Source organism: Pseudomonas sp. Z1-12, from assembly GCF_051132015.1.
Taxonomy (GTDB): domain Bacteria; phylum Pseudomonadota; class Gammaproteobacteria; order Pseudomonadales; family Pseudomonadaceae; genus Aquipseudomonas; species Aquipseudomonas zanjanensis.
This window is the reverse complement of record NZ_CP071647.1, coordinates 2,180,077-2,198,770: the sequence shown is the minus strand read 5'-3', so window position 1 is coordinate 2,198,770 and position 18,694 is coordinate 2,180,077. Positions and strand designations below refer to the sequence as shown.

The 18,694-nt window shown below is 58.1% G+C and carries 15 protein-coding genes; 11 read left to right on the top strand and 4 right to left on the bottom strand.

Annotated features, from left to right (window positions below):
* Window positions 1-891, bottom strand: a complete 891-nt coding sequence (locus J3P85_RS09765; RefSeq protein ID WP_434705625.1) for a LysR substrate-binding domain-containing protein — start codon at window positions 889-891, stop codon at window positions 1-3.
* Window positions 892-1,110: 219 nt separating this feature from the next.
* On the opposite strand from J3P85_RS09765, the gene J3P85_RS09760 reads away from it, so the two are divergent.
* Genes J3P85_RS09760 through J3P85_RS09750 form a run of 3 tightly spaced genes read left to right on the top strand, consistent with a single transcriptional unit; the run spans window position 1,111 to window position 3,703 of the window.
* The gene (locus tag J3P85_RS09760) at window positions 1,111-1,809 is read left to right on the top strand and encodes a CoA transferase subunit A (protein WP_003200117.1); all 699 of its coding nucleotides are present in this window, start codon (window positions 1,111-1,113) and stop codon (window positions 1,807-1,809) included.
* 35 nt (window positions 1,810-1,844) lie between these two features.
* A complete protein-coding gene (locus J3P85_RS09755) occupies window positions 1,845-2,510 on the top strand; it encodes a CoA transferase subunit B (RefSeq protein ID WP_003180355.1) in 666 nt (221 codons plus the stop codon).
* A gap of 11 nt (window positions 2,511-2,521) precedes the next feature.
* Window positions 2,522-3,703, top strand: a complete 1,182-nt coding sequence (locus J3P85_RS09750; RefSeq protein WP_434705624.1) for an acetyl-CoA C-acetyltransferase — start codon at window positions 2,522-2,524, stop codon at window positions 3,701-3,703.
* A gap of 1,143 nt (window positions 3,704-4,846) precedes the next feature.
* Here J3P85_RS09750 and J3P85_RS09745 read toward each other — a convergent pair.
* The 3 genes from J3P85_RS09745 to J3P85_RS09735 form a co-directional block, all read right to left on the bottom strand.
* The gene (locus J3P85_RS09745; protein ID WP_434705623.1) at window positions 4,847-5,734 is read right to left on the bottom strand and encodes a DMT family transporter; all 888 of its coding nucleotides are present in this window, start codon (window positions 5,732-5,734) and stop codon (window positions 4,847-4,849) included.
* An 85-nt stretch (window positions 5,735-5,819) separates the two neighbouring features.
* The gene (locus tag J3P85_RS09740) at window positions 5,820-7,055 is read right to left on the bottom strand and encodes an aromatic ring-hydroxylating oxygenase subunit alpha (RefSeq protein ID WP_434705621.1); all 1,236 of its coding nucleotides are present in this window, start codon (window positions 7,053-7,055) and stop codon (window positions 5,820-5,822) included.
* A gap of 275 nt (window positions 7,056-7,330) precedes the next feature.
* Window positions 7,331-8,299, bottom strand: a complete 969-nt coding sequence (locus tag J3P85_RS09735) for a LysR family transcriptional regulator (protein WP_434705620.1) — start codon at window positions 8,297-8,299, stop codon at window positions 7,331-7,333.
* Window positions 8,300-8,632: 333 nt separating this feature from the next.
* Here J3P85_RS09735 and proV point away from each other — a divergent pair, with 333 nt between their 5' ends.
* From proV to J3P85_RS09695, 8 genes are all read left to right on the top strand, one after another.
* The gene (gene proV / locus J3P85_RS09730) at window positions 8,633-9,793 is read left to right on the top strand and encodes a glycine betaine/L-proline ABC transporter ATP-binding protein ProV (protein ID WP_434705619.1); all 1,161 of its coding nucleotides are present in this window, start codon (window positions 8,633-8,635) and stop codon (window positions 9,791-9,793) included.
* 94 nt (window positions 9,794-9,887) lie between these two features.
* Entirely contained in the window at window positions 9,888-10,841 is a 954-nt protein-coding gene (proW, locus tag J3P85_RS09725) for a glycine betaine/L-proline ABC transporter permease ProW (protein WP_186728273.1), read from the top strand.
* 54 nt (window positions 10,842-10,895) lie between these two features.
* Window positions 10,896-11,924 carry a glycine betaine/L-proline ABC transporter substrate-binding protein ProX gene (gene proX / locus J3P85_RS09720; protein WP_434705618.1) on the top strand — a complete coding sequence of 343 codons (1,029 nt, stop codon included), beginning with the start codon at window positions 10,896-10,898 and terminating at the stop codon, window positions 11,922-11,924.
* Window positions 11,925-12,237: 313 nt separating this feature from the next.
* Entirely contained in the window at window positions 12,238-13,557 is a 1,320-nt protein-coding gene (locus tag J3P85_RS09715) for an NAD(P)/FAD-dependent oxidoreductase (protein WP_434705617.1), read from the top strand.
* Between the two features lie 132 nt (window positions 13,558-13,689).
* Window positions 13,690-14,592, top strand: a complete 903-nt coding sequence (locus tag J3P85_RS09710) for a dihydrodipicolinate synthase family protein (RefSeq protein ID WP_434705616.1) — start codon at window positions 13,690-13,692, stop codon at window positions 14,590-14,592.
* 1 nt (window position 14,593) lies between these two features.
* Complete coding sequence (locus J3P85_RS09705; RefSeq protein WP_434705614.1) at window positions 14,594-16,084, top strand: aldehyde dehydrogenase; 1,491 nt, start codon at window positions 14,594-14,596, stop codon at window positions 16,082-16,084.
* 164 nt (window positions 16,085-16,248) lie between these two features.
* Window positions 16,249-17,595, top strand: a complete 1,347-nt coding sequence (gene dddP, locus J3P85_RS09700) for a dimethylsulfonioproprionate lyase DddP (protein WP_434705612.1) — start codon at window positions 16,249-16,251, stop codon at window positions 17,593-17,595.
* A 10-nt stretch (window positions 17,596-17,605) separates the two neighbouring features.
* Window positions 17,606-18,562, top strand: a complete 957-nt coding sequence (locus tag J3P85_RS09695) for a GlxA family transcriptional regulator (RefSeq protein WP_434705611.1) — start codon at window positions 17,606-17,608, stop codon at window positions 18,560-18,562.
* Window positions 18,563-18,694: the final 132 nt, after the last annotated feature.

Below are 18,694 nucleotides of genomic sequence, written 5' to 3'. Positions count from 1 at the left end.
TTAACGTACGGGCAAATCCTGATCCCTCAGCGTATCGAACAGCGCCTGCGCCGCCGCCGACAGCTCATGCCCCGGCTTGGTCAGCACCCCGATGGCCCGTTCGATCACCGGATCGCTCAACGTGATGCAGCGGGCCCCCAACTCATGCATCTGCCCGACACACAGGGCCGGCACGGCACTGACACCCAGGCCGCTGGCGACCATCCGCCCGACGGTCGCCAGTTGATGGCTCTCGAACTCCACGGGCAGTTTCATACCTCGGGCCTGCAGATGCTCCTCCAGCATCACCCGAACGGTGGAGGGTCGTTGCAACGTGATGAATGGCTGCTCCAGCAAGGTTTCCCAGTGGACTTCGTCGCGCTGGGCAAGCGGCGAGTCCAGCGGCACCACCGCGACGAAGCGATCGAGATACAAGGGCGTGAACGCCAACGACGAACCCTGCATCGGTTCGAACGCCACGCCCAGTTCCACATGACGATCACGGACCATTTCCAGCACCTGTTCGTTGATCACGTCGTTGACCGTGACGTTGACATTCGGATAGCGGGCGCGGAAGGTCTTGAGGATCGGCGGCAGCAGGTTGCCGGCAAACGACGGCATCGCCGCCAACGTCACGCGACCGCGCTGCAAGGTGAAGCGCTGGCGCATTTCATCCTCGGCGTTGTCCCAGTCGGCCACCAGCCGCCGGGCCAGGGGTAGCAAGGACTCACCTTCGGGGGTCAGCGCGACGTTACGAGTGCTGCGGCTGAACAGGCGGCCACCGAGGCCTTCTTCCAGGGCCTTGATGGTCAGGCTCAGGGCCGACTGGGACAGGTGCAGCCGCTCGCCGGCCACGGCGAAGCTCAGGCTCTGGGCCACGGCGAGGAAGGCGCGGATTTGCTTGAGGGTCATGGTCGTTCTATGTCCGGTTACGTAGGAGCTGCCGAAGGCTGCGATCTTTTGATCTTTATCTTTCGCTTGAAACTTAAGTGTCTGGGGAAAGATCGCAGCTACGGGCAAGCACTATTGAGTTTTATCAATCAATCCAATCTAAAAATCAACTTAACAAATATATGACTTGGCGCAACACTGCATTCCATTGCGACCCCATCAAGAATAAAAGAGGTGTCTATGGCAGGTTTCGACAAACGCGTGAGCTCTTATGAGGAAGCGCTGGAAGGCTTGAAGGATGGCATGACTGTCATCGCCGGCGGCTTCGGCCTGTGCGGTATCCCGGAAAACCTGATCGCCGAGATCAAGCGCAAGGGCATCCGCGACCTCACCGTGGTGTCCAACAACTGCGGCGTCGACGGTTTCGGCCTCGGCGTGCTGTTGGAAGACCGGCAGATTCGCAAAGTAGTCGCCTCCTACGTCGGCGAAAACGCCCTGTTCGAGAAGCAGCTGCTGAGCGGCGAAATCGAAGTCGTGCTCACCCCCCAAGGCACCCTCGCCGAAAAAATGCGCGCCGGTGGCGCAGGCATCCCGGCGTTCTTCACCGCCACCGGCGTCGGCACGCCCGTGGCCGAAGGCAAGGAAGTCCGTGAATTCCATGGCCGCCAGTACCTGATGGAAGAATCCATCACGGGCGACTTCGCCATCGTCAAAGGTTGGAAGGCCGACCATTTCGGCAATGTGATCTATCGCCACACCGCGCAGAACTTCAACCCGCTGGCCGCGACGGCGGGCAAGATCACCGTGGTGGAAGTCGAAGAAATCGTCGAACCCGGCGAGCTGGACCCGACGCAGATCCACACCCCTGGCATCTACGTCGACCGGGTCATTTGCGGCACGTTCGAAAAGCGCATCGAACAGCGCACCGTGCGTAAGTGATCCCCTGCCCCCGGCCCGAATGAAGGAATAACACCATGGCACTTTCCCGCGAACAAATGGCTCAACGCGTCGCCCGCGAAATGCAGGACGGCTACTACGTGAACCTGGGCATCGGCATTCCGACCCTCGTCGCCAATTACATTCCCGAAGGCATGGAAGTCATGCTGCAATCGGAAAACGGCCTGCTCGGCATGGGCGCGTTTCCCACCGAAGCCGAAGTCGATGCCGACATGATCAACGCCGGCAAGCAGACGGTCACTGCGCGCATTGGCGCGTCGATCTTCTCTTCGGCCGAATCGTTTGCCATGATCCGTGGCGGCCACATCGACCTGACCGTGCTGGGTGCGTTCGAGGTGGATGTCGAAGGCAACATCGCCTCGTGGATGATCCCCGGCAAACTGGTCAAGGGCATGGGCGGCGCGATGGACCTGGTGGCCGGTGCCGAGAACATCATCGTCACCATGACCCATGCGTCCAAGGACGGCGAGTCGAAACTGCTGCCCCGTTGCAGCCTGCCGTTGACCGGTGCCGGTTGCATCAAGCGCGTGCTGACCGACCTCGCCTACCTGGAAATCCAGGACGGCGCCTTCATCCTGAAAGAACGTGCCCCGGGCGTCAGCGTCGAGGAAATCGTCGCCAAGACCGCCGGCAAATTGATCGTGCCGGACCACGTCCCTGAAATGCAGTTCGCTGCCCAGTGAGGAGAGATTCGATGCAAGAAGTCGTGATTGTCGCCGCCACCCGTTCCGCCATCGGCAGCTTCCAGGGTTCGCTGGCCGCCATTCCCGCACCGGAACTCGGTGCCGCGGTGATTCGTCGCCTGCTGGAACAGACCGGTTTATCCGGCGAACAGGTCGATGAAGTAATTCTTGGCCAGGTGCTGACCGCAGGTTCCGGACAGAACCCGGCACGCCAGGCGTCGATCCTCGCCGGCCTGCCCCATGCGGTGCCGGCACTGACGCTGAACAAGGTCTGCGGCTCGGGCCTCAAGGCGTTGCACTTGGGCGCCCAGGCGATTCGCTGTGGCGACGCCGAGGTGATCATTGCCGGCGGCATGGAAAACATGAGCCTGGCCCCGTACGTCCTGCCGGCCGCTCGCACCGGCCTGCGCATGGGCCACGCGAAGATGGTCGACAGCATGATCACCGACGGTTTGTGGGATGCCTTCAACGATTACCACATGGGCATCACCGCCGAGAACCTGGTGGACAAGTACGGCATCAGCCGCGAGGAGCAGGACGCCTTCGCCGCCGCGTCCCAGCAGAAGGCGGTCGCCGCCATCGAAGGTGGGCGATTCGCCGACGAGATCACGCCAATCCTGATTCCCCAGCGCAAAGGCGATCCCGTGGCGTTCGCCGCGGATGAACAACCGCGCGCCGGTACCACCGCCGAGTCCCTGGGCAAGCTCAAGCCCGCCTTCAAGAAGGACGGCAGCGTTACGGCGGGCAATGCGTCCTCGCTCAACGATGGCGCCGCCGCGGTGATCCTGATGAGCGCGGAAAAAGCCAAGGCCCTGGGCTTGCCGGTGCTGGCGAAAATCAGTGCCTACGCCAATGCCGGCGTCGACCCGGCCATCATGGGCATTGGCCCGGTCTCGGCCACCCGTCGCTGCCTGGACAAGGCCGGCTGGTCCCTGGACCAGTTGGACCTGATCGAAGCCAACGAAGCCTTTGCCGCTCAATCTCTGGCCGTGGCCCGAGAACTGAAATGGGACATGGACAAGGTCAACGTCAACGGCGGCGCCATCGCCTTGGGCCACCCTATCGGCGCCTCGGGGTGCCGGGTCCTGGTGTCGCTGCTGCATGAAATGATCAAGCGCGACGCCAAGAAAGGCCTCGCGACCCTGTGCATCGGCGGCGGCCAAGGCGTGGCCCTGGCGCTGGAACGGGCTTAACCGACACGGGTTCAACAGGGGTTGTGCGGACCCACGAATATCCGCGCAGCCACTGGCACCACCCCCGGCGCGACCTCGGTTGCGCCGGTTTTTTTTTTGCCTGATTTTATCTGTATGGCTGTCGCCGCCATCGCGAGCAGGCTCGCTCCCACAGTGGATTTGTGGTGTCAGCCATATCTGCATTCACCACAAAACCCTGTGGGAGCCGAGCTTGCTCGCGATGGCGGCGGTACATTCAGCATCCCCCGTGACAGGCACACCGCTTTCGCGAGCAAGCTCGCTCCCACAATGGACTTGAGCTGTACGCAATGTCTGTGTTCACCACAAAACCCTGTGGGAGCCGAGCTTGCTCGCGATGGCGGCAGTACATTCAGCATTACCGGGACAGGCACACCGCTTTCGCGAGCAGGCTCGCTCCCACAGTAGACTTGAGCTGTACGCAATGTCCGTGTTCACCACAAAACCCTGTGGGAGCCGAGCTTGCTCGCGATGGCGGCGGTACATTCAGCATTACCGGGACAGGCACACCGCTTTCGCGAGCAAGCTCGCTCCCACAGTGGACTTGTGGTGTCAGCCATATCTGCATTCACCACAAAACCCTGTGGGAGCCGAGCTTGCTCGCGATGGCGGCGGTATATTCAGCATTCCGTGAACAGGCACACCGCTTTCGCGAGCAGGCTCGCTCCCACAGTGGACTTGTGGTGTCAGCAAGATCTGCATTCACCACAAAACCCTGTGGGAGCCGAGCTTGCTCGCGATGGCGGCAGTACATTCAGCATTCCCGTGACAGGTGCACCGCTTTCGCGAGCAGGCTCGCTCCCACAGTGGACTTGTGGTGTCAGCCATATCTGCATTCACCACAAAACCCTGTGGGAGCCGAGCTTGCTCGCGATGGCGGCGGTACATTCAGCATTCCCGTGACAGGCACACCGCTTTCGCGAGCAAGCTCGCTCCCACAGTGGATTTGTGGTGTCAGCCATATCTGTGTTCACCACAAAACCCTGTGGGAGCCGAGCTTGCTCGCGATGGCGGCGGTACACTCAGCATTCCCGTGACAGGCACACCGCTTTCGCGAGCAGGCTCGCTCCCACAGTGGATTTGAGCGGTACGCAATGTCTGTGTTGCTCGGTATCTGCCAGGCCACTACCCTTTCGCCTTGATCGCATACATGCCACCGGCAATCACCAGACACGCCCCCACCACCGTCCAGGTGTCTGGCAGTTCGCCGAATATCAACAGGCCAATCAGCGTGGCAAACACCAGCAGCGTGTAGTTGAACGGCTGGAGCGTGGCCGCGGTTGCATACTTCAGCGCCTGGAGAAATAACAGCTGGGCCACCACGCCTGTCGTGGACAGCACCGCAATCAGGCCCCATTGCGTCGGGCTCGGCGCCACCCATCCGGGAAGGCCTACCGAAGTGATGGTGATCGCGCCGAAGAAGCCCATGTACAGCATGTTCGTGGCGAACGAATCATGCTGGCTGATCCGACGCGTCAGCACACTGAAGACCGCGAAACCCAAGGCAGACGCCAGCGGAATCAGCGCTACAAGCTCGAAGACACCAGTGCCAGGCCGAAGGATGACCAGCGTCCCCGCGAAGCCTACGGCGGCGGCAACCCATCGACGCACGCCGATGAATTCACCCAGGAACCCCCCAGCCAACGCCAGTGTCATCAAAGGGAACACCGCATACAGGGCATGCATCTCGGCCAAGCCCAGATAGCGCAGCCCCCATCCAAACAGCACGATTTCACCCACCCCGATCAACGCACGGATGACCTGCAGGTAAGGATGGCGGCTTCGGCACGCGGTCCGCAGGCTGCCCTGATAGACGCTATAACCCACTGCAAAAGCCAGGAACGCCCAATAGCGCACCATCACCAACTGCGCGACGGGAAGGTCTTTGACCAGCACCTTGGTGATCCCGTCCTGGCTGGCAAACACCAGCATGGAGAGCAGGCACAGGAGAATGCCGAACTGGGGCCTGGGAACCTCGTAAGCACGTGCGGCACTGTCCAACTGATTGCTCATGGATCATTCCATTTGGAGGGGCCTTGCAGCGTCGTGACGACACGCATCGTTCGCGCCCGGCACGTCATTCGGGTGATCGAGCAAATCAATCCACCGATTTAAGTGGAATCTGGGCCTGGAGGCGCGTCAGCAGGGTTTCGCAGTACCAATCATCGAACTGGCATACGCCATTTTCCGCGATGTCCGAAAAGGGTCCCGGCTCATAAGTCGGCGAGGTCACACCGGCCTGCGTGCCTTCTACCAAACGACGGTCTTGATCGTTGGTGGCCAGCCAGACCTTCGTCAGCCGGTCAATCTCATAGTCCACACCTTCAACGGCAGTATTGGGCACCAGCCACTTGGTCGTCACCAGCGTTTCGCCGGGGCCGATCGGAAGCACCCGGAAGCTCAAGGCGTGATCGCCGAGAAAGTGGTTCCAGGTAGACGGGTAGTTGAAGTAGAGCAAGGCGCCAATATCCGGCTCGCCGCTTTTATCCAGGCGCCCCGCCACGGCAGGTCTACCGTCCATGGTGTAACTCACGGCGCCTGCGGACAGTGGAATGCGCGTCATACGAAAACGGCCATTCGGATCCATGACCAGCCTGCTGGGCATACCCGCGGTTTCGCAGCGATTCCAATGGGCGGTCAGTTCTGGATCATCTTCGCCCCCGACCCCGGCCACCGAAAGGTTCTCGACAAAAGAATTCATCAACTCGGGATGCGTACCATCACAGTGGAAACACTCGCGATTGTTTTCAAATACGAGCTTCCAGTTACCCTTTTCGATGAGGTTTGACTCGAAAGCCACCTTGCAGTTATCGAGGAAATGAGGGGCGATGAAAGGACTTACAGAGTGCCTGAAACTTTCGAACTCAGGCGCCTCGTCAGCAACGCAGACATAAATGTAGGTATGAACAATTTCACAATGGACAGGTTTCAGGTTGTATTGCGTCCTGTCGAATTCGGCCCCCATGTTACCGGCAAACAAAAGACTGCCATCCAGTTCAAACGTCCACTTATGATAAGGGCAAACGAGTTTCGCGACTTTACCTTGGGTGTGTTCGCAAACTTTAGAACCACGATGACGACAGGCATTGTGAAAAGCCCGGACCTGGCCACTTTTATCCCTGATGATCAAGACAGGATAGTCGCCGATCTGCAGCGTCAAGTATTGCCCGGGCTTTTCAAGCTCAAAAGTATGCCCGGCAAAGATCCAATCCTTGTGCCAAATCTGCTCAAGATCCTGACGAAAAACCTCAGGTTCAATATACAGTTCACGGGGAAGCGCGTGGCGCGCCTTACGTTTTTCAATCAGGCCGATCACGGATGCCTTGGTATTCATTATTATCCTCTTCACATCAACCTGACGGTTAATGGCAAGTACGCCCAGAAAACGGTGTCATGGCCAACGGATCCTGCGCGCTGAAATGTCCAACGCAGCCGTTGAATTAATATTTTTTCAACCATGTTTAACACGAAGGGTACGGTAGCCTGCCCAGCCGGCAAAACTACATTTTCGTCGCTCAACTGATAACTTGGCGTTATGACCCAGCGAATTCAGAAAAGACCGTGCCGACCATCGCTACCGACTGAGAAGACTTGAAGGAAACGGGGAATTTATACGCTCCACCTGGAAAATTTCGAAAGGATCCAGTCGCGCACTCTTCGACAGGCGTCTTCGTATTCAGTCCGTTCATTGCAGGCCACGTAATGAAGGCTGTTTCGAAGCGTCACTTGATGCTCGACAGGGCGAACGAGCTGCCCTCGCTCGACCATTGCCCCGACCAGCTGGTTCCACCCCAGTGCGACGCCTTGATGGGTCAGGACCATGTTCATGATCAGATTGTAATCATTGGCATGAAAAACAGGCGGACAGTCGGAAGGACGTTCATCGATATCAACGTTCAGAAAAGCCAGCCATACCCCCCAATCCACATGTTCAGCCACGCCCGACCGTCCATAGGGACTTAGATTGAGCAGCGAAGAATCGCGCACCCCTTCCAGCGAGGTCAGTTCGGGATGCGCGTCCAAAAACGCTGGGGAGCAAACAGGATAAATAATATCGTGGCACAACTGATAACTCTTGTACCCGTCTCCCACTTTGCGAATTTTTGAAATGATGATGTCCGGCTCTACGCCCGGCTCCATATTCACAAAGTTCTGCGTGGTAATCAGGTTGAACTCAATATCCGGATTAGTCGCACGAAACTCCGGAAGATGCTCTGACAGCCATAATGCAGAAAATGCGGGTGAGCAACAAACCGTCAGGATATGTTTCTGCGTCGGCGCGGTACGAATCCTTTCAGCCGCCTGTGCGATATTAACGAAGGACAGTTGCGCCGCCTCGAAAAAAATCTTTCCTTCAGCGGTTAGTTCTACCGTGCGCCCGGCACGCATGAACAGTTGAGCGCCCAACGAGTCCTCCAGTTCTCGAATCTGCCGACTGATCGCTGCTTGCGATACGCACAGCGCCTCCGCTGCCCGCGTGAAGCTTTCATATTTAGCGGCGGCGACAAATGCTCTGACAGCCCGAAGGGAAGGCATTCTAAGCAGCAATGTATCAGGGTCTACGTGTCTGCTGAGCATGGTAAGCCCTCATCCTCCTGTCATCCGCGGAAGCGGCGGAGCCTAACTCAATAGCCTAGCGCAGGCCATACCAACGCGTCGTGATTGGGCCAAGGCGGTCGTTTCGGCGGGTCTCGATAACGTTAGGTTATCCATAAAGCCCTGTAAATGTTGTTGGATTTAAAACCAGGATACTTATAGATTGAAAAAAAGCCCGAGCCCAAGGGCAAACAATAAAAAACAGGTACATGTCATGCGCAGATCCATCTTTTATTACTGCCCGCCTAAATTACCAACGTTCGAATTCAATTCGATTTCGTGCGCTTGTAGCGTTATACGCAAAGGAGGGACGCAATGACGAGTCCAGACGAAATCATTTCAGTTAAGAATGTTTTTAAGATATTTGGCGCACAACCCGACGCGGCGATGAAAATGCTCGCCGCAGGGGCCAGTAAAAAAGATGTCTTTGAGAAAACAGGTCAAGTGATTGGTGTTTTCGACGCCAGCTTTGCCGTCAAGCGCGGTGAAATCTTTGTGATCATGGGGCTCTCAGGTTCTGGGAAGTCGACGATGGTGCGACTGTTTAACCGCCTTATCGAACCCACGTCAGGCAGTATTTACCTGAATGGTCGAGAAATTACCGGGCTGGATGATAAAGCCCTCCTGGATGTCCGTCGCAAAGAGATGGGCATGGTGTTCCAGTCCTTTGCCTTGATGCCACACATGAGCGTCCTGGAAAACACCGCCTTTGGCCTGGAGATTTCCGGCATCAGTGAAAAGGAACGGCATAGCCGCGCCAGGGAAGCCCTCAGCCAAGTCGGTCTTGCCGGACAGGAGCACAGTTATCCGCATCAACTTTCCGGCGGCATGCAGCAACGGGTAGGCCTGGCCCGCGCGCTGGCCAACGACCCGACCATCCTGCTGATGGATGAAGCCTTCTCCGCCCTGGACCCGCTTATTCGCAGCGAGATGCAAGGGGAGCTCATCCGCCTGCAGGCAGAACAGAAGCGCACCATCATCTTCATTTCCCACGACATTGAGGAAGCCGTTCGCATCGGCCACCGCATCGCGATCATGGAGGGCGGTCAGGTGGTCCAGATCGGCACACCTCAAGAGCTGATCAGCCAACCGGCCAACGACTATGTGCGCACGTTCTTCAAAGGCTTCGACAGCTCACGGATTCTCAAGGCAGGCGACGTGGCCAGGCTCGATCCGGAATGGGTCCGCAAGCTGAACGGCCAAGCGCCACAGTTCAAGGCCGGCCTACCGTTCGGTTACTTGATCGATGAAGGCGGGCAATTGCTCGGGGTCGTGGATATCGATACCAGCGGCGCAGGTGGCAGCACGCATTACACCCAGCACCAACAGCACCCCATCTTTACCGATACCCCCCTGCACGAAGTACTGGAAATCGCAGCCAACCTGCCCTACCCGGTGCCTGTACTCGACCGTTCGGGGGCGCTCACCGGAACCCTGTCGAAGAGCCAGTTGCTGCAAACGCTGAGCCGCCATTAATACAGGCGCGCCATTCTATGCTGGCGCGTCCCTGACCTGAAGTACCTGCGGCCTTCATAACGCCGCTGCGGTGACGATGAAGAGGTAAACCCTGATGTCCGAGTTCAGTTTTCTCGACCCGTTTCAAGTCCTCACTATTCCATTGGGTGACTGGGTGGAAAGCACCCTCAATTTCCTGGTACACAACTTTCGCGATGTGTTCCGCGCCATCCGCTGGCCGATTGACCAAGTACTGAACGGCGTCGAATACACACTGCAGAGCATCCCACCCAGCATCGGGATCATTCTGTCTTCCTTGCTGGGATGGCAGCTAGCCGGTAAACGCATGGCTCTGCTGTGTTTTGTGACGCTCACACTGCTGGGCCTTATCGGTGTCTGGTCCGAGTCGATGACCACGTTGGCGCTGGTACTGACTTCGGTGTTCTTTTGTGCCCTGCTAGGGATACCCCTGGGTATTCTCTGCGCCCGTAGCGACAACTTGGAAAAGCTCCTGCGCCCCCTACTCGACGCCATGCAGACATTGCCGGCGTTCGTTTACCTGGTGCCTGTCGTCATGCTGTTCGGCATCGGCAACGTGCCGGGCATCCTGGTGACCATTGTCTTCGCCCTCCCCCCGCTGGTGCGCCTGACAAACCTGGGCATCCGCCAGGTACCGGAAGACAAGATAGAAGCCGCCCGCGCGTTTGGCTGCACGCCCCGGCAGATGCTGACCCGCGTTCAGTTGCCATTGGCAACCCCCACCATCATGGCGGGGCTCAACCAGACCCTGATGCTCTCGCTGTCGATGGTGGTCATCGCGTCGATGATCTCGGTGGGCGGCCTTGGCCAGATGGTCCTGCGCGGCATCGGCCGCCTGGACATGGGCTTGGCCACGGTCGGCGGGACTGGCCTGGTGCTGCTCGCCATCTTCCTTGACCGCCTGACCCAAGCCATGGGCGCACGCACCGGAGCCGACCCAAGCTTGCGCTGGTATCACACCGGTCCTGTCGGCTTTGTCCTGCGCCTGTTCGGGGCGAAACAACCCGTGGGACGGAGCAAGACAGCTTAACCCTCGTATTCGATCTGCCGCACACGAAGATAAAACCAAAAAAGGTACGCGAAGATGTCTGAGTTCAAGCTTTCCCGTAGCATTCTCAACTGCGCTGCAGTCCTTTCCATCGCGGCGATGTCGCTTGGCGCAAACGCTTCGGCCAACCAACCGGGCGACGGTGTAAAGATCACCCCCATCTTCCCCTCTATCGCTGAAGAACGATTCCGCGGCGAAGTGGCGATGGAAGGCCTCCGAGAGCTGGGCTACAAAGTGCAGGAACCCAAGGAGACCGAGTACGGCGTCATGATGATGGCCCTGGGCAGTGGTGATGCGGACTTTACGGTGCACTTGTGGGACAAATTGCACGATAAGTTCTATCAGCAGGCCGGGGGCGACAAGACCATGGTCAAGGCGGGCGACATCATGCCCGGCGTGCTCCAAGGTTACTTGATCGACAAGAAGACCGCTGAAGCTCATAACATCAAGTACATCACTGACTTGAAAAAACCGGAAATCGCCAAACTGTTCGACACCGACGGCGACGGCAAGGCAGACATGACGGGGTGCAACCCCGGATGGGGCTGCGAGCTGATCATCTCCCATCACATGAAGGCCTATGGTCTGGATAAAACGGTCACCGTTAACCAAGGCTCCTATTTCGCACTGATGGCTGACACCATTACGCGTTATAAGGAAGGGCAACCGATTCTCTACTTCACGTGGGTTCCACAATGGATTGCCAATGTGTTGGTCGAAGACAAGGATGTGGTCTGGCTGGAAGTACCGAAAACCGACCTGCCTGATGGCAAGAATGATGTCGACACGATGTACAAGGGCAAGAATCTCGGTTTTGCAGTCGATAAGGTCGAGGCCGTGTTGAACAAAGACTTCGCCGATAAGAATCCAGCGGCGTTGAAGTTCCTTTCGGTGATGCAAATTACCACCGCTGACGAAAGCGCCCAGAACTTGAAAATGCAACAGGGCGAGAAAAAGCCTGCTGATATCCGCCGTCACGCCAAGGAGTGGGTTGCCGCCCATCGGCAGCAATTTGACGCCTGGTTGCAAACGGCTCGCGCTGCGGCGACACAAGCCAGCAATTAATACGAATAAGAGGCGGGACAAGTCGATGACGGCCCCGCCTCTTAGTAACGTTCTCTGTACGCAAAATTTAACGGGTGCAATCTAACCGAAAGGCCTCGTTTCGATTATTTATAACGAAGGGTTAACTTTTTTCTCTTTAAATGTTGTTGGATATCAAGCATTCACCAGAATAAATTTGGCGCCTGACCTACAGCCAATTAGAACTGCACACACTTAACCGTTATGCCCGCTAGACACCAAGTTTATGTGAAGTGACCCAGCACCCTTTTTTCCATGATTGGTGTCGGATCGGTTGAATGAACAGGATCTTGAAATGTTAAAAGTATCTTCATTGCCTGCCGATGATCAATCTTGCGGGTGGTACCACTTGAGCAAGGGGCGCCAGATCAAGCCCGCCCATCAAGGCCATGGCAGCGCCCGTTGGGTGATTGTCGGTGCCGGCTTCACCGGGCTTGCCGCCGCCCGTCAGCTCGCGACTCATTTCCCCGACGATCAGATCGTGTTGATTGACGCTCAGGAAGTGGGCTTTGGCACTTCCGGTCGTAATGCAGGGTTCGCTATCGACCTGCCCCATGACATCGCCGCCGAGGATTACATCGGCGATATCGCCACGGCGAAAACCACACTGAAACTTAATCTGAGTGGCCTGAGCTATTTAAAAGAATTGGTTGAACGCCACGGCATCGATTGCCAAATGAAGCATTGCGGCAAATATCAGGCGGCCGTTGAACCACGGGGCATCGCCGTCCTGGAGGCCTACCGTCGCGGGCTCGATAAACTCGATCAGCCCTACCAGATGATCGAGGCTGGCGAACTGCCCGAACATATCGGCACGCATTTCTACCGCAAGGCGTTATTCACGCCGGGGACGTCTTTGCTTCAGCCTTCGGCGCTGGTCAAAGGCTTGGCCGACAGCCTCCCCAGCAACGTGACGCTGTACGAAAACACCGCGATCACCCATGTGGAGTACGGCACCAAGACGGTACTCACGCACGCCGCGGGCTCAATTACCGCGGACAAACTGATTCTGACCAATAATGCCTTTGGCATGAGTTTCGGCTTCCTCAAGGGCCGTATGCTGCCGGTGTTCACCTACGCCAGCCTGACCCGCCCCATGTCCGAGCAGGAACAAGCTCGCCTCGGTGGCCGGCCTTATTGGGGTGTCATTCCTGCGGATCCATTCGGCACCACAGTACGTCGCACACCGGACAATCGTCTTTTGATCCGTAACAGTTTCAGCTTCAACCCGGACGGCCGCAGCGATTCAAAATACTTGAAACGTTTTGTCGCCCGGCACCAGGCCTCTTTCGAACAACGCTTTCCCATGCTGCCTGAAATGAACTTCGAATATACCTGGGGCGGCGCACTGGCTCTTTCACGTAACCATATGGGTTATTTCGGCGAACTTTCACCCAACGTCTATGGAGCACTGTGCTGCAACGGACTAGGTGTTACCCGCGGGACGGCGACCGGCAAACTCTTGGCGGATTGGCTGGCTGGAGAACAATCCGAGCTCATTGATTTTGTCTTGAAATCACCCGGCCCCTGCCCTAACCCACCCGCCCCGCTGGTTGCAGCGGGCGTCAATATAAGTTTGCGCTGGGGGCAATACCGCGCGGGTAAAGAAAGTTAACCATATCGAAGAAACTTGAAGACGTTGGAGCTGCTCGCTCGATCTTCTGCGAGCGGTTCTCTTGGTTAAAAAAGGCTGCGCTGACTGGCTAGCGCCGCTTGATAGGCAGTGACACTAACTGGAGCGAGATGAATGAAATTTGAAGGCATTTACACACCGGCCGTTACGCCTCTGACCTCTGACGGCAGTATCGATAAGACCGCCTTCGCCGAAGTCCTGGAGTATCTGGTGGACTCCAAGGTCCACGGCATCATTATCGGCGGCTCGACCGGCGAATATTATGCCCACACCGCCCAGGAGCGTTTCGACCTGGCGGCCCAGGCCAAGGACGTTCTGCGCGGTCGCCTGCCGCTGATCGTCGGTACCGGCGCCATCCGCACCGAAGACTCGGTCGCCTACGCCGAAGCGGCGAAGGCCATCAAGGCCGATGCGTTGTTGGTGGGCTCGCCACCCTATGCATTGCCGACGCAAAAAGAGATCGCCCTGCATGTCAAGGCGGTGGACCGCGCCGCCGACCTTCCCATCATGCTTTACAACTATCCAGGCCGCATGAGCGTGAGCATGGGCGAGGAGTTCTTTGATGAAGTCGGCGATGTGAAAAACATCGTTGCCATCAAGGAAAGCTCCGGTGACATGGCCCAGATGCACCGTCTGGCCTGCAAATACCCGCGCATCGCCCTGTCTTGCGGGTGGGACGATCAAGCCCTGGAATTTTTCGCCTGGGGCGCCCGCAGTTGGGTGTGTGCCGGTTCCAACTTCATTCCCCGCGAGCACGTCGCGTTGTACGAGGCCTGCGTTGTCGAGAAAAACTTCGACAAAGGCCGCCGCATCATGGCGGCGATGATGCCGCTGATGGACTTTCTGGAGGGCGGGAAATTTGTCCAGTCCATCAAGTACGGATGTGAACTGAACGGCTTGCGCACCGGTGGCCTGCGCGCCCCCCTGCACGGCCTGGACCCTGAGGAAAAGCAGGCGCTGCAAGGCGTCGTCACCGAGCTCAAGCGCAACATCGCGCAGATCACTGGAGGTGTCTGAAATGGCTGATTTACTGAGCAAAGAACACTACGCGGCCATCGCCGCCCAGTTGAAATTCCCTACCCAGGCGTTCATCAACGGCGAGTTCCGCGATGCCCTCTCTGGAAAAACCTTCATCACGACGAACCCTGCCACGGGTGAACAGCTTGCCGAGATCGCGGCGTGCGATAGCCGTGACGTCGACGTTGCCGTAGCCGCCGCCAAGCAAGCCTTCGAGGATGGTCGCTGGCATAAGCTGTCACCCGGCGCACGCAAACAGGTGCTCCTGCGTTTCGCCCAATTGCTGGAAGACAACGCCCACGAACTCGCCGTGCTGGAAAGCCTGGACAGTGGCAAGCCCGTCAGCGAATGCCAGAACGTCGATGTGCCTGACACGATCCATACCCTGCGCTGGCACGCGGAGTTGATCGACAAGGTGTACGACAGCACCGCGCCGACCGGCCACGGTGCGGTCACCCTGGTGGTGCGCGAAGCGATCGGCGTCGTCGGCCTGGTCCTGCCGTGGAACTTCCCACTGTTGATGCTGGCCTGGAAAATCGGTCCATCCTTGGCCGCAGGCTGTTCCATCGTGGTCAAGCCGGCCAAGGAAACCACCCTGACCGCGCTGCGTGTGGCCGAGCTGGCCCATCAGGCCGGTATTCCGCCAGGCGTGTTCAACATCACCCCGGGTGGCGGCCGGGAGGCTGGCGAGCCAATCGGTCGGCACATGGATGTGGCGATGGTCAGCTTCACCGGTTCGACCGACACGGGCCGGTTGTTCCTCAAGTACGCGTCCGAGTCGAACCTCAAGCGCGTCGTGCTGGAACTGGGCGGTAAAAACCCCGCCGTGGTGATGAATGACTGCGAAGACCTGGATCAGGTTGCCCAGTATGTGACGGCTGGCGCGTTCTGGAACATGGGCGAGAACTGCTCGGCCTCCTCGCGGCTGATTGTTCATAAAGACGTCAAGGATGAACTGCTGCAACTGATCGGCAAGCACCTGCGCGATTGGAAAATGGGCGACCCGCTGGATCCTGAAAATCGCCTCGGCGCCATGATCAGCAAAACCCATTTCGACAAAGTCCGTTCTTATCTGGAATACGCAGCCGAGCACAAACTCAATGTGATGCAAGGGGGCGAGACCGAGTCCGGTGTGTTCGTGCAGCCGACGATCATCGATGGCGTCGAACGTGACAGTCGCCTGTTTATCGAGGAGATCTTCGGGCCGGTCCTGAGCGTGACCGGCTTCAGCACGATCGACGAAGCCATCGAGCTGGCCAACGACACGGTCTACGGCCTGGCGGCCTCCGCCTATACCGGCAGCCTGCGCAATGCCTTGCGCCTGTCGCGGGAGATTCGGGCGGGCGTGGTCACGGTCAACTGTTTCGGTGAAGGCGACGCCTCCACGCCGTTCGGCGGCTACAAGGAGTCTGGCTTTGGTGGTCGCGACAAATCGGTCTGGGCCCATGACCAGTACACCGAGCTGAAGACCATCTGGATTGATGCTTCATAACCTGTTCGAGATCGCGATTTTGTGGCGGCTGTACTGGCCTCATCGCGAGCAAGCTCGCTCCCACATTCTTCCGGCGTACACATGACCCTGTGGGAGCGAGCTTGCTCGCGATGGGGCCGGCACAGCTGGCAATACCTCAAGCAGACTGAACACTGGACGCCATCATGAAGACTTCACCTTTTTCGATTCCAGCCAATGCCCGGCGCATCGACCCGGCCAGGCAGCGCGCAACCGCATTAAAAAAAGATGGCTCCGTCAATGACAACGACCGCGTCGAAATAGGCCCCACTCCCCTGGCTTTCGCGGAGTGGGAACGTTTAGGCCTGGAGCCGCCCCACTTGCCCACCCTGCGCAAGTACCGGCTGCAACGAATTGTCGATCAACTGGTCGCCCGTGACCTGGGCGGCATTCTGCTGTTCGATCCGCTGAATATCCGCTACGCGACCGACACCACCAACATGCAGTTATGGACGGCCCATAACCCCGCGCGGGCCTGCTTCGTCGCCGCCAGTGGGCACGTCGTGTTGTGGGACTTCCATGGCTGCGATCACCTTTCCGCCCATTTGCCGCTGGTTACAGAATTGCGCAGCGGTGCATCTTTTTTCTTTTTCGAGACCGGCGAGCACACCGATCGACACGCCAGGCATTTCGCCGCGCAAATCGACGAATTGCTGCGCCAGCACGCCGGAGCCAACCGACGCCTGGCGGTAGACCGAATCGAAGTCGCCGGCGTACGCGCATTGGATGCCCTGGCCATCGAGATTTGCAGCGGCCAGGAAGTCACCGAATTCGCGCGCATGATCAAAGGCCCGGATGAAATCAAGGCGATGCGCTGCGCGGTGGCCGCGTGCGAAGCCTCAGTGGCCGAAATGCATCAGGCAATGCGCGCCGGTGCGACCGAAAACGACGTCTGGGCCGCCCTGCATTCGGGCAATATCCGCCGTGGTGGCGAATGGATCGAGACGCGCATCCTCAGTTCCGGTCCTCGCACCAACCCCTGGTTCCAGGAGTCTGGCCCACGGGTGTTGAGCGGCGGCGACCTGTTGTCGTTCGACACGGATCTGATCGGCACCTACGGCATGTGCGTGGACATGTCCCGCAGTTGGATTTGTGGAGGACTTGAGCCCACGGCCGAACAGAAACGCCTGTATCGAATTGCCCATGACCATATCGTCCATAACGCCGAGTTGATCAAGCCGGGCGTGCGCTTCACGGAACTGACCGCCAAGGCCCATCGGCTGCCCGAGTCCTGCCGCGCTCAACGCTATGGTGTGCTTTATCACGGCGTCGGCCTGTGCGACGAATACCCGAGCATTCGCTATCCAGAGGACCTGGAGTCCTACGGATACGAGGGCGAGCTGCAAGCGGGGATGGCCCTGTGTGTCGAGGCGTATGTGGGTGAAGTGGGTGGCCGCGATGGCATCAAGTTGGAGAACCAATTACTGGTCACTGAAACCGGCTATGAGTTGTTGACGCATTACCCCTTCGACGACAGCTTTCTGCGCATATGAAGCTTGATTGATGAGCCATTTAATTGAAGGCCATAAACCATCAAGCATCGGTTTTCTCTTGCTTGAGAACTTTTCCCTGACGTGCTTCACGCAATGCCTGGACGTGCTCGTGACGGCCAATCTGATCCGGCCAGGCTCGGTAAAAGTTCATACATTCAGTCGAAACGACTCCGAAGTCGTCAGCGACCTGGCCATCCCCATCAGGCCGGATACCCCCCTGACCGACATCAGGATCGCCGCCCTGGATCTGATGATTGTCTGCAGGGGGTTGCGCACGCCTAGAGTCGTGCCTGATGGATTGGTGAAACTATTGAACAAACTCGCCAGCATGCCCATCGCGCTCGGAGGGCTATGGAATGGCGCCTGGTATCTGGGCAAGGCCGGGCTGCTGGATGGCTACCGCTGTGCCATTCACGCAGAACAACGGATCGCGTTATCCGAGTTTTCGCCCAACACGAACGTCACGTTGGACGCCGTGGTATTCGATCGAGACCGGCTCACGGCGGCGAGCCCCGCAGGTGCTTTTCAAATGATGATGAAGTGGCTTTACAAAGCGCTTGATCAGAACGTCGCGAACGCGGTTTTTGACCTGTTGGATCATGACCAATCCAGGTTTCGGACTTCAGTACAGGTTCAAGACGGCAAGGTCAGCGCCCCGCTACGAGAAATCATCACCTTGATGGAGAGTAACCTGGAGGAACCGTTAGGCCCGGATCAACTCGCCAAGTGTGTTCAATTATCAAGACGTCAGGTGCAACGTCTTTTCCAAGAACAATTGGGCGTACCTCCCCAGCGCTATTACCTGGAGCTGCGACTTAAAGGCGCCCAACACCTGATACAGAATTCACGCTTGGCGATCATCGATGTTTCGATTGCCTGCGGCTTTGTCTCAACCCCGCATTTCAGTAAATGCTACAGCGCCTTTTTTGGTTACCCGCCGTCGAGGGAGCGTCGCCACGAACTATGAGCGCTGCCTGGGTACGCATCGCCTTCCCGGACCGTCACCGCCTCCGCGTAGACGGTGAGCAGATGTCGATGGAGCTCAAACGCGCAGAACCTACATCAACTCATGGCGGGCGACTTCGATAGGCTGTAGATG

Excerpts from the sequence above, each read along its gene's own strand:
- J3P85_RS09765 (WP_434705625.1), bottom strand. The coding sequence starts at position 891 with ATGACCCTCAAGCAAATCCGCGCCTTCCTCGCCGTGGCCCAGAGCCTG.
- J3P85_RS09760 (WP_003200117.1), top strand. The coding sequence starts at position 1,111 with ATGGCAGGTTTCGACAAACGCGTGAGCTCTTATGAGGAAGCGCTGGAA.
- J3P85_RS09755 (WP_003180355.1), top strand. The coding sequence starts at position 1,845 with ATGGCACTTTCCCGCGAACAAATGGCTCAACGCGTCGCCCGCGAAATG.
- J3P85_RS09750 (WP_434705624.1), top strand. The coding sequence starts at position 2,522 with ATGCAAGAAGTCGTGATTGTCGCCGCCACCCGTTCCGCCATCGGCAGC.
- J3P85_RS09745 (WP_434705623.1), bottom strand. The coding sequence starts at position 5,734 with ATGAGCAATCAGTTGGACAGTGCCGCACGTGCTTACGAGGTTCCCAGG.
- J3P85_RS09740 (WP_434705621.1), bottom strand. The coding sequence starts at position 7,055 with ATGAATACCAAGGCATCCGTGATCGGCCTGATTGAAAAACGTAAGGCG.
- J3P85_RS09735 (WP_434705620.1), bottom strand. The coding sequence starts at position 8,299 with ATGCTCAGCAGACACGTAGACCCTGATACATTGCTGCTTAGAATGCCT.
- proV (WP_434705619.1), top strand. The coding sequence starts at position 8,633 with ATGACGAGTCCAGACGAAATCATTTCAGTTAAGAATGTTTTTAAGATA.
- proW (WP_186728273.1), top strand. The coding sequence starts at position 9,888 with ATGTCCGAGTTCAGTTTTCTCGACCCGTTTCAAGTCCTCACTATTCCA.
- proX (WP_434705618.1), top strand. The coding sequence starts at position 10,896 with ATGTCTGAGTTCAAGCTTTCCCGTAGCATTCTCAACTGCGCTGCAGTC.
- J3P85_RS09715 (WP_434705617.1), top strand. The coding sequence starts at position 12,238 with ATGTTAAAAGTATCTTCATTGCCTGCCGATGATCAATCTTGCGGGTGG.
- J3P85_RS09710 (WP_434705616.1), top strand. The coding sequence starts at position 13,690 with ATGAAATTTGAAGGCATTTACACACCGGCCGTTACGCCTCTGACCTCT.
- J3P85_RS09705 (WP_434705614.1), top strand. The coding sequence starts at position 14,594 with ATGGCTGATTTACTGAGCAAAGAACACTACGCGGCCATCGCCGCCCAG.
- dddP (WP_434705612.1), top strand. The coding sequence starts at position 16,249 with ATGAAGACTTCACCTTTTTCGATTCCAGCCAATGCCCGGCGCATCGAC.
- J3P85_RS09695 (WP_434705611.1), top strand. The coding sequence starts at position 17,606 with ATGAGCCATTTAATTGAAGGCCATAAACCATCAAGCATCGGTTTTCTC.